Annotated in this window: 10 protein-coding genes and 1 riboswitch; of the genes, 4 read left to right on the forward strand and 6 right to left on the reverse strand. The window is 68.1% G+C overall.

The window, feature by feature from the left end; genetic code table 11:
- Nucleotides 1-30 precede the first annotated feature (30 nt).
- The 4 genes from Q5923_RS05060 to Q5923_RS05075 all read right to left on the reverse strand — a co-directional run bounded on the left by Q5923_RS05060 (nucleotide 31) and on the right by Q5923_RS05075 (nucleotide 7,466).
- Nucleotides 31-3,762: a phosphoribosylformylglycinamidine synthase gene (locus Q5923_RS05060; protein ID WP_303132538.1), complete on the reverse strand. Its 3,732-nt coding sequence runs from the start codon at nucleotides 3,760-3,762 to the stop codon at nucleotides 31-33.
- A gap of 490 nt (nucleotides 3,763-4,252) precedes the next feature.
- Complete coding sequence (locus Q5923_RS05065) at nucleotides 4,253-5,059, reverse strand: energy-coupling factor transporter transmembrane protein EcfT (RefSeq protein ID WP_303132540.1); 807 nt, start codon at nucleotides 5,057-5,059, stop codon at nucleotides 4,253-4,255.
- Complete coding sequence (locus Q5923_RS05070; protein ID WP_303132542.1) at nucleotides 5,059-6,879, reverse strand: ABC transporter ATP-binding protein; 1,821 nt, start codon at nucleotides 6,877-6,879, stop codon at nucleotides 5,059-5,061. Before Q5923_RS05070 ends, Q5923_RS05065 begins: the two co-directional genes overlap by 1 nt.
- Nucleotides 6,880-6,887: 8 nt before the next feature.
- Entirely contained in the window at nucleotides 6,888-7,466 is a 579-nt protein-coding gene (locus Q5923_RS05075; RefSeq protein ID WP_062531762.1) for an ECF transporter S component, read from the reverse strand.
- A 4-nt stretch (nucleotides 7,467-7,470) separates the two neighbouring features.
- A riboswitch (FMN riboswitch) is annotated at nucleotides 7,471-7,614 on the reverse strand.
- Between the two features lie 279 nt (nucleotides 7,615-7,893).
- Between Q5923_RS05075 and murB the strand changes: the two genes are divergently transcribed.
- Nucleotides 7,894-8,817, forward strand: a complete 924-nt coding sequence (gene murB / locus Q5923_RS05080; RefSeq protein WP_062531763.1) for a UDP-N-acetylmuramate dehydrogenase — start codon at nucleotides 7,894-7,896, stop codon at nucleotides 8,815-8,817.
- 36 nt (nucleotides 8,818-8,853) lie between these two features.
- On the opposite strand, the gene Q5923_RS05085 is transcribed toward murB, so the two are convergent.
- Both Q5923_RS05085 and Q5923_RS05090 read right to left on the reverse strand, forming a co-directional pair.
- On the reverse strand, nucleotides 8,854-9,834 hold the full coding sequence (locus Q5923_RS05085; protein WP_303132545.1) for a serine hydrolase: 981 nt from the start codon (nucleotides 9,832-9,834) through the stop codon (nucleotides 8,854-8,856).
- Between the two features lie 12 nt (nucleotides 9,835-9,846).
- Nucleotides 9,847-11,211: a PFL family protein gene (locus tag Q5923_RS05090; RefSeq protein WP_303132547.1), complete on the reverse strand. Its 1,365-nt coding sequence runs from the start codon at nucleotides 11,209-11,211 to the stop codon at nucleotides 9,847-9,849.
- A gap of 524 nt (nucleotides 11,212-11,735) precedes the next feature.
- Here Q5923_RS05090 and Q5923_RS05095 point away from each other — a divergent pair.
- From Q5923_RS05095 to Q5923_RS05105, 3 genes are all read left to right on the forward strand, one after another.
- On the forward strand, nucleotides 11,736-12,932 hold the full coding sequence (locus Q5923_RS05095) for a substrate-binding domain-containing protein (RefSeq protein WP_009278613.1): 1,197 nt from the start codon (nucleotides 11,736-11,738) through the stop codon (nucleotides 12,930-12,932).
- 155 nt (nucleotides 12,933-13,087) lie between these two features.
- Nucleotides 13,088-14,038, forward strand: a complete 951-nt coding sequence (locus tag Q5923_RS05100) for an ABC transporter permease (protein ID WP_082719613.1) — start codon at nucleotides 13,088-13,090, stop codon at nucleotides 14,036-14,038.
- A 16-nt stretch (nucleotides 14,039-14,054) separates the two neighbouring features.
- Nucleotides 14,055-15,548 carry a sugar ABC transporter ATP-binding protein gene (locus Q5923_RS05105; protein ID WP_062531766.1) on the forward strand — a complete coding sequence of 498 codons (1,494 nt, stop codon included), beginning with the start codon at nucleotides 14,055-14,057 and terminating at the stop codon, nucleotides 15,546-15,548.
- The last annotated feature ends 4 nt before the right edge of the window (nucleotides 15,549-15,552 follow it).

The following is a 15,552-nucleotide window of genomic DNA, read 5'->3' on the forward strand; positions in this document are numbered from 1 at the left end:
CGCCCCAATGTCCTCCAGCTCAGACAAGCCCTACTTGAAGTACGCCACGCCGCCCTCGAAGAGGGGCTGGTAGTGGTTGCCGGGAACGTTGGCGAAGTTGCCCGTCGTGTAGCGCTCGCTGTGGCCCATCTTGCCGAAGACGCGCCCGTCTGGGCTGGTGATGCCCTCGATTGCCCACGCCGACCCGTTGGGGTTCACGTCGAGGCTCATGCCCGGAACGCCCGTCTCGTCCACGTACTGCGTGGCAACCTGTCCCGTCGCAGCCATCTGCGCGAGCAGCTCGTCGGAGGCGACGAAGCGTCCCTCTCCGTGGCTTATCGCGATGGTGTGCACGTCTCCCACCTCGCAGTTTGCGAGCCAAGGCGAGAGGTTCGAGGCCACACGGGTGCGGACGAGCCTGCTCTGGTGGCGGCCGATGCCGTTGAAGGTCAGGGTCGGGCAGCCGTCGTCCATGGGCCGGATGTCGCCGAACGGCACGAGGCCCAGCTTTACCAGCGCCTGGAAGCCGTTGCAGATGCCCAGCATCAGACCGTCGCGCGCTTGCAGCAGGTCGCGTACCGCCTCGGTCACTGCAGGCGCACGGAAGAAGGCGGTGATGAACTTGGCCGACCCGTCGGGCTCGTCCCCGCCGCTGAAGCCGCCGGGGATCATGACCATCTGGCTCTTTCCGATTCGCCTCACGAGTTCATCGGCGCTCTGGGCCACGTCCTCGGGAGAGAGGTTGCGGATCACCAGGGTACTCACCTCGGCACCGGCGCGCTCGAAGGCGCGCGCGGAGTCGTATTCGCAGTTGTTGCCCGGGAAGACGGGAATCACCACACGCGGGCGCGCCAGCCTCACGGCAGGCGCCGGCCTCGTGACGCCGGCTCGCGCGACGTCGAAGCTCGGCGTCTCGACCTCCTCGCCCGCGGCGCGGTAGGGGAAGACGGGCTCGAGCCTTGCCTCCCACTCCTCCTGGAGTGGTGCGAGCCCTATGCGCCCTCCCTCGATGCCAAGGACGTAGTCGTCGCAGCTGCTGCCTATCTGGCGCAGCTCGAAGTCACCTGCCTCGGCGGGCACGAAGGTCGACGCGCCCAGCTCGAGCACGAGGCTGCCGTAGGCCGGGCGGAAGAGCTCGTCCGCCGCGAACCCGTCATCGAGCAGGATGCCCAGCTGGTTGCCCACGGCCATCTTGAACAGGGTCTCGGCAAGGCAGCCGTAGCCGGGGGTCGAGGCCGCAAGCACCTCTCCCCAGCCGATGCGCTCCTGGACGAAGTCGAGCACGGCCAGGAGCGACTCGGCCTCGGGCGTTATGCCGTCGGCCTTGTAGCGGGGCCTGACCAGCAGCAGCTTGGAGCCGGCACGCTTGAGCTCGGGGCTGGTCACGTGGTCGACCTTGCCCACCGCCGTCGCGAACGAGACCAGGGTCGGCGGGACGTCCAGGTCCTCGAAGGAGCCGGACATCGAGTCCTTGCCCCCGATGGCCCCGACGCCCAGGTCCGCCTGAGCCATGAGCGCGCCGAGAAGCGCCGCGACGGGCTTGCCCCAGCGCTCGGGCACGTCGCGCAGGCGCTCGAAGTACTCCTGGAAGGTGAGGTAGGCGTCCTGCCTCCTGAGGCCGGCGGCCACGAGGCGGCAGAGCGACTCCACGACGGAGAGGTACGCGCCCGCGAACTGGTTGGCGCTCATGAGGTAGGGGTTGAAGCCCCAGGCCATGCCGCTCACGCTGGTGGTCCGCCCGTCGACGGGGAGCTTGGCCACCATGGCCATGCTGGGGGTGAGCTGGGTGCGGCCGCCGAAGGGCATGAGCACCGTGGCCGCGCCGATGGTCGAGTCGAAGCGCTCGGAGAGTCCCTTGTTCGAGGCGACGTTGAGGTCGCGCAGGACGGAGCGCAGGCGCTCCTCCGGGGTCGTCCCCTCCCAGCTCGGCGCCCAGCTGCCCTGGCGCTCGACGTGCACGACCTGGTGCTTGGCCGCTCCGTTGGAGTCCAGGAAGTCGCGGCTGACGTCCACGATGGTCTGGCCCTGCCAGCCCATGCGGAGCCTGCGCTCCTCGGTTACCTCGGCGACCACGGTCGCCTCGAGGTTCTCCTCCGCGGCATAGCCCATGAACTCGTCGACGTCCCCGGGGGCCAGCGCCACGGCCATGCGCTCCTGCGACTCGCTGATGGCGAGCTCGGTGCCGTCCAGGCCCTCGTACTTCTTGGGGACCGCGTCGAGGTCGATCAGGAGGCCGTCCGCGAGCTCGCCGATGGCGACGGAGACCCCGCCCGCGCCGAAGTCGTTGCAGCGCTTGATCAGGCAGCAGGCGTCCTCGCGGCGGAAGAGGCGCTGGAGCTTGCGCTCGATGGGGGCGTTGCCCTTCTGGACCTCGGCGCCGTCCTTGGCGAGCGACTCGACGTTGTGGGCCTTGGAGGAGCCCGTCGCGCCGCCGATGCCGTCGCGGCCGGTGCGCCCGCCCAGAAGGACGATCCTGTCGCCGGGCGCGGGCGTCTCGCGGCGGACGTGGCTCGCGGGCGTTGCGCCCACCACGGCGCCGATCTCCATGCGCTTGGCCACGTAGCCGGGGTGGTAGAGCTCGCTCACCTGGCCCGTGGCGAGGCCGATCTGGTTGCCGTAGGAGGAGTAGCCTGCGGCGGCGGTGGTCACGAGCTTGCGCTGGGGGAGCTTCCCCTCGAGCGTCTGGCTCACGGGGACCAGCGGGTCGGCCGCTCCGGTCACGCGCATGGCCTGGTAGACGTAGCTGCGGCCGCTCAGCGGGTCGCGGATGGCCCCGCCGATGCAGGTCGCCGCGCCGCCGAAGGGCTCGATCTCGGTCGGGTGGTTGTGGGTCTCGTTCTTGAAGAGGAAGAGCCAGTCCTCGTCGTTGCCGTCCACGTCGACCTTCACCTTCACGGTGCAGGCGTTTATCTCCTCGGACTCGTCGAGGTTCCTCAGGATGCCGCGGGACTTGAGCCACTTGGCGCCGATGGTGCCCATGTCCATGAGGCAGAGGGGCTTCTGGTCGCGACCCAGCTCGTGGCGCATCTGCAGGTAGCGGTCGAAGGCGGCGCGGACCACCTCGTCGTCGATCCGGACGTCCTCAAGCTCGGTTCCAAACGTGGTGTGGCGGCAGTGGTCCGACCAGTAGGTGTCGATCATCCGTATCTCGGTGATCGTGGGGTCGCGCTTCTCGCCGGCGAAGTACTCCTGGCAGAAGCCGAGGTCGGCGAGGTCCATGGCCAGGCCGAGGTCGTCGATCATGGCCTGGAGGCCGTCGGGTCCCAGCTCGCGGAAGCCGTCGAGGGTCTGGACCATGGGCGGCTTGGGATAGCTGCCCCTGAGGGTCTTGCGGGTCTCGAGCGAGGCCTCGCGGGCCTCGACGGGGTTGATTACGTAGTCCTTGACGGCGGCGACGTCGGCGTCGGAGAGGCCGCCCTCGAGGTAGTAGAGCTTGGCCGACGCGACGAGGGGGCGCTCCCCCTGGCTGATGAGCTGCACGCACTGCGCCGCGGAGTCCGCGCGCTGGTCGAACTGGCCGGGGAGGAACTCGACGGCGAAGACGGCCGTGCCCTTGCCGGCGGAGGGACGGCGCGTGCTGGCGACGTCGGACTGGGGCTCGCTGAAGACGGTGGGGATGCACTGCCGGAAGAGCTCGCGCGAGATCCCCTCCACGTCGTAGCGGTTCACGATTCGCAGGCGCTCGAGCCCCCTCACCCCCAGGATCTCCTTGAGCTCGCGTTCGAGCTGCCGTGCCTCGACGTCGAATCCGGGCTTCTTCTCCACATAGACGCGAGAGACCATGGGTCCTACCTTCCGTCAGTTCGTCGCTGTAGCGATGAGGTGCGAGCGAGTCAATGATACGCGCCGCGCGACGGCGGAAGGGCGATGCCGGAGGTCTTGTCATGAGGGTGAAAGAATGATGGCGGGGGAGAGGGGCGCGCCGCGTTGGTGACCTGTCTTGCGCCCTGCCGCTACGGCCCCTGCCGCCAGGAGCCCTGCGTCTTCCCGCCGGGACGTCCTGCCGCCAGGAGTTCTGCCGCCAAACGCGATCCTCCGCCAGAAGTCCTGCCGCCAGGAGCTCGATGTGGGTGGTTCTTCCGCCGCCGCAGGGGAGAAGTGGGTGGTTCAGGGCGTTTTTCTCCGAGAAAACCACCCACATCTGGCTTCCGGTGGCAAGGGCATGACTCTGGCTCCCAGCGGCAAGGAGTGGCCCCGGCTTCCGGCGGCGGGGACGCGATTGAGGCAGGGTTGCAGCCGGGGTGCGTTGTCCTGGCAGCTACAGCGCCGCGAGCTACAGCGACGTGAGTCCCAGCGCCACCAGCACCGCGACGTATGCCGTCGTGGCGCCCACGGCGAGCCAGTCCGCGCCACGCATGCGCAGCGGGTGCCAGTGGCTGCGCTCGGCCCCGCCCTCGTAGCAGCGGGCGTCGAGCGCGCGCGAGAGGCCCTCCGCGTGGTGGATTGAGCTCGCGAGCAGCGCCACGAGGATCGCCCCCACGGCACGTATCCGCCGGACCGGGCTGCCGGCGAGGAGCCGTCCCCCGCGCGACGCCTGCGCGTCCAGGATGGACTGGGTCTCGTCGGCGAGGGTGGGGATGAAGCGCAGCATGAGCGAGAAGACCATGGCCAGCTCGTGGCCGGGTAGCCCCAGGCGCGCGAGCGGCGCGAGCCCCGCGTCGAAGGCGTCCGTGAGCTGGGTGGGCGTGGTGGTGAGCAGCATGAGGGCGGCCGCCACCACGGCGATGACCAGGCGCAGGCTGTAGACGAAGGCAGCGCGCAGGCCGCCGGTGGTGATTGCCAGAACGCCAAGCCGCCACACGACCTCCCCGCTCCGGTTGACCAGGAGGTTCACCAGGCCCAGCACGAGGAGCATCGCCACCAGGGGACGGATCGACTCCAGGACCTTGTGCGCGGGCACCTGCGCCAGGGCCAGGAGGGCGAGCGCGAACGCGAAGCCGAAGGCGAGCTGGAGCGGCGTCGAGATGGCGAAGACCGAGACCATGACGGCCAGCGCGGCGGTCACCTTGGCACGCGGGTCCAGGCGATGGATGGGGGAGTCTCCGGGGTAGTACTGGCCCATGCGTATCCTGAGCGCCATCAGGCCTCGCCTCCCCCGGTCGGCAGGAGCGCGGCCAGCCGGTCGGCGAGCTCGTCCAGGACGAGGGGCTCGCCCAGGTCCGCGACGCCCCGCGACTCGAGCGTGCGCGCCCACTCGAGCGCGCGGGGCAGGCCCAGGCCCGCCTCGCGCAGCCGCCCCTCGTTGGCGCCGCGGAACACCTCGCGCGGCGTTCCGCTCGCCAGCACGTGGGAGCGGTCGAGCACCACGACCCGCTCGCAGCGGGCGGCGTCCTCCATGGAGTGGGTGACCTGCACAACGGTCACGCCTCGCGCGTGGACCTCGTCGAGGAGCCGCCTCAGCTTCCTGCGGCCCCTCGGGTCGAGGCCCGCAGTGGGCTCGTCCAGGACCAGGACCTCCGGCTGCATGGCGAGCACGCCCGCGATGGCGCACATGCGCTGCTGCCCGCCCGAGAGCTCGAAGGGCGAGGCCTCGGCCTTGTGCGAGAGCCCCACGAGCTCGAGGGCAAGTGCGACCCTCTCGTCGAGGGCCCTGCCGCGAAGCCCGAGGTTGCGGGGGCCGAAGGCCACGTCCTCGGCGACGGTCTGGGCGAAGAGCTGCCGCTCGGGATGCTGCATCACGTAGCCGATGCCCCCCTGCAGCCGCAGGCGGTCGCGGCGCGTGGCGATGGCCCTTCCCCCGATGCGGACCTCGCCCGCATCGGGCGCCTCCAGGCCGCAGACGATGCGCAGGAGGGTGGACTTCCCCGAGCCGGTCTGGCCCACGATGGCGCAGGTGCTGCCGCGCGCGACGCGCAGCGACACCCCGTCGAGCGCCGGCCGCGCGTCGCTGCGGGCGTCCTCGTCGCGATACGAGTAGCGGACGCGCAAGAGCTCGATGGCGGCCGGCCCCCCGATGTCCGCCACCTGGGCGGATGCAGGCGAGACCTGCCGGGGCTCCTCTCGCCCGCCATCCTGCGGCGTGCGGTCGCCGCGCCCGCAGAGCCTGAGTACGCCCCCCGCCAGCTGCTCTCCGTCGCAGGTCCAGGGCAGGGCGAGCCCGCGTTCGCGCAGCGCCTCCGCCAGGCGCGCCGCGAAGGGCTCCTCGAGCCCCAGCTCGGCAAGCTCTCCCGCGTGCGAGAAGACCTCGGTCGGCGTGCCCTCGAGCGCGACCCTCCCGTGGGACATCACGACGACGCGGTCGGCCTCCAGGGCCTCCTCCATGAAGTGGGTCACGTGGACGACGGTCGTCCCGGCTGTGGCGAGGCGTGCCATGACGCGCATGATCGAGCGGCGTCCGCGCACGTCGAGGAGGGCGCCGGGCTCGTCCAGGACGAGGGCCTCGGGCTCCATGGCCAGCGCCCCGGCGATGGCGACGCGCTGCTTCTGCCCTCCCGAGAGCCGGGTCGGGTCGGCCTGGGCGAAGTCGTCCAGGGCCACGCGGTGGAGCTCCCGGGCTACGCGCTCGCCAATCTGCTCCGAGGGGACGCCCAGGTTCTCGGGGCCGAAGGCGACGTCCTCCGCGACCACGGAGGTCACGATCTGGTCGTCCGGGTTCTGGAAGACCAGGCCCAGGCTGCGCCGGGCCAGGCGGTAGGCGGCGAAGTCGACCTTTCCGCCCACAAGCACGCGCCGCCCCACCAGCTCGACGTCGCCCGCGTCGGGTGCGAGCAGGCCGCAGAGCACGCTCGCGAGCGTCGACTTGCCGGAGCCGTTGGCGCCCAGGACGCAGAGACGCTCGCCTCGCGCGACCTCCAGGGACACGTCATCAAGCGCTCGCACGCCGCCCTCGTAGTCGAGGGTGACGTGCGAGAGTCTCAGCACGGGGTCGCCCGTGACGTCCTTTGCGGCGGCAGATTCCAAGTCGCGACCTAGTTGCCCAGGGCCTTGGTGACGGGCTTGTAGACCAGCGCGCACACCACGCAGTTGAGGGCGATCTTGATCAGGTTGAAGGGGAGGAGCGCGGGGACGATCAGCGCGACGACGGCGTCGACGGGCATGCCCGCGTAGAAGGGGGTGATGATGACGTTGCCCAGGATGCAGGCGACCAGGCAGACCACGGCACCCACGACCATGCCCAGGATGGCGCCGCGCAGGCTGGTGTCGCGGCGGTACACGAGGGCAGCGGGCACCGCGAGCGAGAAGGTGGCCAGCACGGCCATGATCACGCCGTAGATGCCGCTGGCCGTCGCCAGATGCACCAGGTAGGGGATGACGGAGACCGCGGCAGCGGTGGCGGGGCCGAAGGCGAAGCCCGCGATGAGGGCCACGATGCCGGAGGGGTCGTACTTGAGCCAGGACACGCCCGGGAGGATGGGGAACTCCAGGAAGAGGGTGGCGATGACAGCGACGGCGCAGAAGAGCGCCGTGACGGCGATGCGCTTGGTCGACCAGCCGCGCTGCTCGGTGGTGGAGTGGGTGTCGTGACGCATGGTGGAGTCCTGTGCCATGGTGGCCTCGTTTCTCTCATCCGGACTTTGACCGTTGGTCCTGGGATCTCACCAGGTCAGCCGCTCTTTTCTGTGCGGCGCGCGGACTCGGGCGAACTTCGCGCCCATCACCGCCAGTGGGGAATCTCACCCCGCCCCGAAACTGTCTGCGTGACTATAGCACTTCTCGTGCCGAGAAAAACTGCGCACGGGATTTTCGCAAGAGGGACGTCTTGCTGCATATGTCCAGCTAGCGACTTTGTACACAATGCGTCTCTCCATAATTCGGAGCTTCCGTGCGCAGTTTTTGGCGGGGTGTCCGAGTACGGTCGTCTCAAACGGCCCCCGCCATCGCCAGGCAACCTATAATCTGCTGCGACGGCGGCGCCACGAGGGCGTCGTGCCAGACGAGCCGCGCCGGGGAGCGCGCCGGGGAGAGTGATTCGGGATGTCAGAGAGCGGCGACCACTTGCAGGGACTCGCCTGGAGGCTGCGCTCCATCGTGGGCGAGGAGAACGTCCTGGAAGACGAGCCCATGAGCCGTCACACCAGCTTCCAGATCGGCGGGCCTACCGACCTCTATGTCATCCCCGAGGACGTCGAGGAGCTGCGTGACGTGCTCGCCGCCTGCCGCGAGGCGGGGGTGCCCCACTTCGTCCTCGGTCGCGGGAGCGACCTGCTCGTCTCTGACGAGGGCTACCGCGGCGTCATCGTGGCCATGGCCGAAGGCCTGGTCAACGTGTCCGTCGACGGCACCCAGATGACCTGCCAGGCAGGCGTGACCCTCAAGGAGGCGGCCGAGATGGCCTGCGAGCTGGGGCTCTCTGGCCTCGAGTTCGCCTGCGGCATTCCCGGCTCCATCGGCGGTGCCTGCTTCATGAACGCCGGAGCCTACGGCGGCAGCATGTCCGACGTCCTCGCGAGCGTGCGCGTGGTCATGCCCGACGGCAGCCTGGCCACCATCCCCGCAGGCGAGCTCGCCCTGGGGTACCGCACCAGCCGCATCCGCACCGACGACCTGGTAGTCGTGTCCGCGACCTTCGACCTCGAGCCTCAGGACCCCGCCCGGATTCGCGCGACGATGGACGACCTCACCCACCGTCGCGAGGAGAAGCAGCCCCTGGAGCTTCCCAGCGCCGGCTCGACCTTCAAGCGCCCCGAGGGCCACTTTGCTGGCAAGCTGATCATGGACGCGGGCCTGCAGGGCTGGCGCTCGGGCGGGGCGGAGGTCTCGACCAAGCACGCGGGCTTCGTGGTCAACGTGGACAACGCCACCGCGGCCGACGTCCACGCCGTGATCGAGCACGTGCAGGAGGAGGTCCTGCGCCAGTTCGGCGTGAGGCTCGAGCCCGAAGTGCTCTTCCTGGGCTAGCCGCCATCTCCGGGCGCGACCGCCACAGGCGGGCCGTCAGAGGCTGAGGCTCAGCTCGTCCAGAGTCCGGATGACCCCCTCGAGTGCGTCGAGGTCAGCTGGTGAGGTTGACATGACGGCCAGCACGTAGCCGCTCCCGTTCTGGTGGAGCACGATGCCGGCGTCGTTGGCCGCCGGGGTCACGAGATCGCTCTCGCGCGTGGGGAACCAGCCCGCCTTCGACCAGCTGCGCGCGTCGCTGCCCAGCGCATCCCTGATGGGGCTCGTCTCGCGTTCCTCGAAGAGGCCCGCAAGGAGCTCGGAGGCCTTCGTCCTGTGGTCCAGGTAGGCATGGATGCCCTCCCACTCGTCTGCCAGCTGCGAGGGGGTGCTTCGGGGGTACTTCGTTTCCGCGTACGCGCCGAGGTCGTCGTAGACGCCGGTGTCGACGCCGGCCTCCTCGAGCCATCCTGCGAAGCCTTCCTCGCCGTACTGGTCGACCAGGCTCGCGTAGGCGTCGTTGTCCGAATAGAGGACGATGCTCCTCACGCGGGAGGCGACGTCGCCCAGGGGGAGGTCGCCCCCGTCCACGCGCCGCTCGAGGAGCGAGGCCACGTAGGGCCCCTTGATGCTGCTCGCGGTGTAGAAGTCCCTGTTCGCCTGGTAGGCCACGAACTCGTTGCCGTCGAGGTCGCGCAGGCAGAAGCCCACGTCCACCCCCTGCGCGGCGAGGCGGACGATCTCCTCCTGGACGGCGCTCATGCAGGCTATGGTCTGCGGTCGGGGATGCCCCAGAGCCGTGAGGGACGCGTCGGGGAGCTCGAGCGAGAGGAGCACGTCCGAGGGCAGCGACTCGTCGGGGTCTGCGGCCGCAGCCTCCGTCCCGTCGTGCGTCCCGACCACGAGCTCGCCCAGACCCAGGGGCCAGGCGAGGCTCAGGGCGGCGATGGAGAGGGTCACCAGCGACACCTCGAGGAAGTTGTAGGGGAGCAGGGGCTCGCGGCCCTTGGGTCCCCTCGGCCTCGGCCTGGGCTCCATCCCAGCCCCGGGCTAGTTCTTGAGCGAGTTGAGCGGGGCGGGGAAGCGGCCGCCGCGATGCGCCAGCACGTCTCCCGCGAAGCGGTTCACGGGCATGACCGGGGCGGAGCCGAAGAGGCCGCCGAACTCGAGGACGTCGCCCTCTCGCTTGTCTATGGCGGGGATCAGCCTCACGGCCGTGGTCTTGGCGTTGATCACGCCGATGGCCATCTCGTCGGCGATGATGCCGGCGATGGTCTCGACCGAGGTGTCGCCGGGGATGGCGATCATGTCGAGCCCCACGGAGCAGACGCAGGTCATGGCCTCGAGCTTCTCGAGGCTGAGTGCCCCGTCCTGGGCGGCGCGGATCATGCCCGCGTCCTCCGAGACGGGGATGAACGCGCCGGAGAGGCCACCCACGATGGAGCTGGCCATGACCCCGCCCTTCTTGACGGCGTCGTTGAGGAGGGCGAGGGCGCAGGTGGTGCCGGGGCCGCCGCACTCGCCCACGCCGATGATCTCGAGGATCTTCGCGACGGAGTCGCCCGCCGCCGGGGTGGGCGCCAGGCTCAGGTCCACGATGCCCCTCTCGGCGCCTAGGCGCCGCGCCGCCTCGCGGCACATGAGCTCCCCGGCGCGGGTGATCTTGAAGGCGGTCTGCTTGATGCGCTCGGCCACCTCGGTGAGGTCCGCGTCCGGTGGCAGCTCCCCGAGGGCTGCGGCCATCACGCCCGGGCCCGAGACGCCCACGTTGATGACCGCGTCGGCCTCGCCGCCGCCATGGACGGCGCCCGCCATGAAGGGGGAGTCCTCTACCATGTTGGAGAAGACCACGAGCTTCGCGGCACCGTAGCAGTCGATGTCCTGGGTGAGCTCGGCGCACTCCAGCATCTTCTGGGCCATGAGCAGCACGGCGTCCATGTTGATGCCGGCGCGCAGGCTGGCCACGTTGACGCTGGAGCAGACGCGCTCGGTGGAGGCCAGCGCCGTGGGAATGGAGTCGATGAGGCGGCGGTCGGTGGCTCCCATGCCCTTCTGGACGAGCGCCGAGAAGCCGCCCATGAAGTCGATGCCCAGGGTCTCGGCCGCGCGGTTCATCGCCCGCGCGATGGGCGAGAGGTCCCGGTCGGGGCAGGCGGCAGCGATCTGCGCCACGGGGGTGACCGAGACGCGCCTGTTGGCGATGGGGATGCCGTACTCGCGCTCGAGCTCGCTGGCGACGGGCACCAGGCGCTCGGCCGTCGTCGTGATGCGGTCGTATATCTTGGTGCACATGCGCGCCATGTCCTCGTCGGCGCAGCCGAAGAGCGAGACGCCCATGGTGATGGTCCTGAGGTCGAGGTTCTGGCGAGAGACCATGTCGAGGGTCTCGCGGACCTCTTCGGGGGTGATTGCCATGGGGCTCCTTCTCTCTTCCGCGCTCTATTGCACTGGCTATTGTTGCGTATTGGCGGGCCGCGTGTGGGGCAGAGGGGCCCGACTCCTCCCGGGCTCCTCCTGCCAGACCAACTCTCTGGCACCCATCCAAATTGTTAGGTGAACAAATCCATAAATGTTCAGTTTCGAATTACTAAAATAGTCCTCACACACTGCTATTTAACTGATGTTTCTCCGTTCACAACTGTTTTGTAACCGTTCGCGGGCAAATGAGTTTCGCGAACGTGCCAGAGAGGCTACAACGTTGTTAGGCAAAGGGTCGATGAACGAAACACGTCACATTGACCCGCATGTTCTGCGGCACTTTCTTACATGGGGGGCGTTCTTCGAGGTCCGGACCGTCGTTTTTCTCTCTTGTGGGCAGTAAACAGAGACCTAAACAACAGGGGCCAGGGGACGACAGGCAAGAGGGTCCGCAGACGGGTGCCACGGCACCCACGAAGGCGACTGTTTGGTCGGGAAGGTTCTTGAAGGGAGTACTTGGAATGGGCAATCTCTCTAGGCGCGATTTCCTCAAGCTTTCGGGCGTCACCGGCGCGGGCCTGGGCGCGGCATCCGTACTCGCGGCCTGCAGCGGCGGGTCCGGCAGCTCCGACTCCGGCAGCTCCGACGCGTCGGGCAGGGACGTCAAGATCGGCGTCTCCATCTGGAGCTCCACCGACGCACTTGGTTCCCTCTCGGTCGACATCGTGAAGAAGGCCGCGAGCATCCTGGGCGTCGAGACCACCGTCGTCGACCAGGGCCACGTCTCCGAGCAGGTCACCGCCTCCGCCGAGACCCTCGCCGCGGCCGGCTGCAACGGCATGATCATCTGCAACTCCGCGGACTCCGAGATGACCTCCGTCATCAACACCTGCAACGAGAACGAGATGTACGTCACGCAGTTCTACCGCATCATCTCCGAGACCGCCTCGCCCGACGTCTACGCCGCGGCCAAGAGCTCCAAGTACTACGTCGGAGCCGTCCACGAGGACGAGGTCCTCAACGGCAAGACCCTGATGGGCCTCCTGCTCGAGAAGGGCGGCCCCAACAAGACCGGCGCCCGCCACATCTGCCTCGAGGGATGGACCGTCGGCGACGCCACCTTCCAGCTGCGCTGGCAGGGCTACAAGGAGGGCCTCGAGGAGTGGAACGCCGCTCACCCCAGCGACCAGGCGACCATGACCGAGCCCGTCTACGCCAACACCTCCTCGGCCGAGGGCGCCAAGGTCACCGAGCAGTTCGTCAACACCAACCCGGACATCGACGCCCTGATCGTCGCCGGCGGCGGTGGCGACCCGCTGGTGGGCTCCATCGGTCAGCTCGCCAACATGGGCCTCACGGGCAAGATCTCGGTCGTCTCCACCGACTTCCTTTCCGACCTCGCCGACCAGCTCACCTCCGGCGGCATCTTCGCCGAGTCCGGCGGCCACTTCTGCGACCCCCTGTACGCCTTCATGCTCACCTACCAGGCCTGCACCGGCAAGCTCGAGGTCAAGGAGGGCGAGTTCGGCGCCGAGATTAAGTTCCCCTACGTCTACGTCTCGAGCTCCGATGAGTACGCCGACTACGAGAAGTACTTCGTGAACGACGCCCCCTACACCGACGACGAGATCAAGGCACTCGCGGAGAAGAGCTTCGACGACCTCAACAAGGCCGCCACGTCGCTCAGCATCGAGGACGTCAAGACCCGCCACGCCTAGACCCGCCACGCCTAGACCCGTCACGCCCGGGCAGCGCTTGACGTCGGCCAGGCCGGCACCATAGCGGCATCCGAATCGGAGGGAGCCCGAGAGTCCTCGGATTCCCTCCGATTCACTGCGAAACGCCTGTCAGCAACATGAGGAAGGGGCGATTGATGCAATCGTTTCTGAAGAAGGCCCGGCAGAGCCAGTGGTACGGGGTGGGGCTGCTCCTGCTCATCGCCGCGGTGATCTGGGCCGTGTTCAAGGTCTCGTCTCCCGACACCTTCGGCTCGTCGGACAAGCTCACCTCGTACCTGCAGACCGCCCTCATCTACGCGGTGGGCGGCTGTGGCATGTACTTCATCTGCGTCATGGGGCTCTTCGACTTCTCCATCGGCTCCATCCTGATTGTCTCGGAGCTCGCGGCCATCGCCCTGACGCCCCAGCTCGGCTGGGTCTCGGTCATCGTCGTGCCCATCCTGGTCGGCCTCGCCCTGGGCTTCTGCAACGGCATCGCCTACATCAAGATGCACATCCCGTCGATCATCGTGACCACGGGCCTCTCGCTCATCTACGAGAGCTTCTCCGTCTGGATCGCCAACGTGAACGGCACGCGCCTGAGCGACTCCTACAAGCTCTTCGGCTCCTACCCCTGGAACCTCGTGGTGGCGCTGCTCGCCTTCCTGCTCTGCTGGTTCATCCTCAAGTACACCAAGGTGGGCACCTACACCAACGCCATCGGAGCCAACGAGCTCGTGGCAAAGAACATGGGCGTCGACGTCGACCGCTACAAGGCCATCGCCTTCATGCTCTGCGGCACCTTCATGGGCATCATGTCCATCCTCTACCTGGGCTACGGCACCGCGCAGACGCCCCAGACCGGCATGCTCTCGCAGGCGCTCAACTTCCAGCCGCTCATGGGCACCTTCTTCGGCCTGGCCTTCAAGAAGTACGGCCACCCCGTGGTGTCCATCCTCATCGGCGAGTACATCGTGGCCATGATCTTCGCGGGCTTCGTCGCCCTGGGCATGCCCACAACCGTCAACAACATCGTCACCGGCGCGACGCTGCTCGCCATCGTCACGCTCACCACCAAGCGTCGCAACGGCGCCGTCGTCAAGTAGGAAGGGAGGACGCAGGATGGCAAGGGAAATCATGCTCCATGCCGTGGGCATCGACAAGCGCTTCGGGCCCACGCACGCGGTCGACCACGTCTCCCTGGACTTCTACAAGGGAGAGGTGCACGCCCTCATAGGCGAGAACGGCTCCGGCAAGTCGACCTTCACCAACATGCTCACCGGCATCATCACCATCGGCGAGGGCACGTTCGAGCTGGACGGCCAGAAGATCGCCCCCAGGAACCAGGTCGACGCCAACCACCACGGTGCCGCCGTCATCGTCCAGGAGCAGGGCACCCTCGACGGCCTCACCGTCGCCGAGAACATGTTCCTCGGCGACGAGGACCAGTTCATCAGCGGCGGGATCAAGAACACCCGCGCCATGTACAAGAAGGCGCAGGAGCTCCTCGCGGACTACGGCCTGGACTACATCAAGGCCTCGGACCCCATCGAGAACTACAACTTCGAGGACCGCAAGCTCGTCGAGATCGTGCGCTCCACCTGGTTCGCGCCCAAGGTCCTCGTCGTGGACGAGACCACCACGGCCCTCAGCCAGAACGGCCGCTACAAGCTCTTCAGCGTCATGAACAAGGTCCGCGACGACGGTCGCACCGTGATCTTCATCAGCCACGACATGGCCGAGGTCCTCTCGATGTCCGACACGATCAGCATCCTGCGCGACGGCGAGTTCATCAAGACCGTCAGCGCCAAGGACGTGACCGAGGAGGAGCTCAAGACCCTCATGGTCGGCCGCCAGATGAGTGGTCACTACTACCGCGAGGACTACGGCGAGTCGCTCGCCGCCGGCGTGGCCCTCTCCATGAGGGGCGTCAGCGTCCCCGGCCAGCTCGAGGACGTCTCGCTCGAGCTGCACAGGGGAGAGATCCTGGGCATCGGCGGCCTCTCCGAGTGCGGCATGCACGAGGTGGGCAAGGCCCTCTTCGGCGCCTCCTACGAGCGCACGGGCGAGGTCACGCTCTCGGACGGCACGAGCGTCGACAGCATCAACTGCGCCATCGACCACTCCATCGCCTACGCCTCGAAGGACCGCGACAACGAATCGCTCCTCATCGCCGACACCATCCAGGACAACGTCACGCTGCCCTCGCTGCGCAAGATGGGGCTGCCCCTCTCGGCCAAGAGGCAGCGCGAGTTCGCGGAGCGCTACGCCAAGGAGATGTCGGTCAAGATGGTCGGCGTGAGCCAGTTCGTCTCCGCGCTCTCGGGCGGCAACAAGCAGAAGGTCGTCCTGGCGCGCTGGCTGGGCGCCGAGTCCGACATCCTCCTGCTCGACTCGCCCACCCGCGGCATCGACATCAAGGTCAAGGCCGACATCTACGCCCTCATGGACCAGATGCGCAGGGACGGCAAGGCCATCCTCGTCATCTCGGAAGAGATCATGGAGCTCATCGGCATGTGCGACCGCATCCTCGTGATGAAGGACCACAAGATCAACGGCGAACTCAAGCGCTCCCGCGACCTGAGCGAGCAAGACCTCATCTCTCTGATGGTTTAGGAGG

The sequence above is a fragment of the uncultured Olsenella sp. genome (assembly GCF_959602185.1).
In the GTDB taxonomy this organism is placed as follows: Bacteria; Actinomycetota; Coriobacteriia; order Coriobacteriales; family Atopobiaceae; genus Olsenella_I; species Olsenella_I phocaeensis.

Excerpts from the sequence above, each read along its gene's own strand:
- Q5923_RS05095 (WP_009278613.1), top strand. The coding sequence starts at position 11,736 with ATGGGCAATCTCTCTAGGCGCGATTTCCTCAAGCTTTCGGGCGTCACC.
- Q5923_RS05060 (WP_303132538.1), bottom strand. The coding sequence starts at position 3,762 with ATGGTCTCTCGCGTCTATGTGGAGAAGAAGCCCGGATTCGACGTCGAG.
- Q5923_RS05085 (WP_303132545.1), bottom strand. The coding sequence starts at position 9,834 with ATGGAGCCCAGGCCGAGGCCGAGGGGACCCAAGGGCCGCGAGCCCCTG.
- Q5923_RS05075 (WP_062531762.1), bottom strand. The coding sequence starts at position 7,466 with ATGGCACAGGACTCCACCATGCGTCACGACACCCACTCCACCACCGAG.
- Q5923_RS05090 (WP_303132547.1), bottom strand. The coding sequence starts at position 11,211 with ATGGCAATCACCCCCGAAGAGGTCCGCGAGACCCTCGACATGGTCTCT.
- Q5923_RS05105 (WP_062531766.1), top strand. The coding sequence starts at position 14,055 with ATGGCAAGGGAAATCATGCTCCATGCCGTGGGCATCGACAAGCGCTTC.
- Q5923_RS05100 (WP_082719613.1), top strand. The coding sequence starts at position 13,088 with ATGCAATCGTTTCTGAAGAAGGCCCGGCAGAGCCAGTGGTACGGGGTG.
- murB (WP_062531763.1), top strand. The coding sequence starts at position 7,894 with ATGTCAGAGAGCGGCGACCACTTGCAGGGACTCGCCTGGAGGCTGCGC.
- Q5923_RS05065 (WP_303132540.1), bottom strand. The coding sequence starts at position 5,059 with ATGGCGCTCAGGATACGCATGGGCCAGTACTACCCCGGAGACTCCCCC.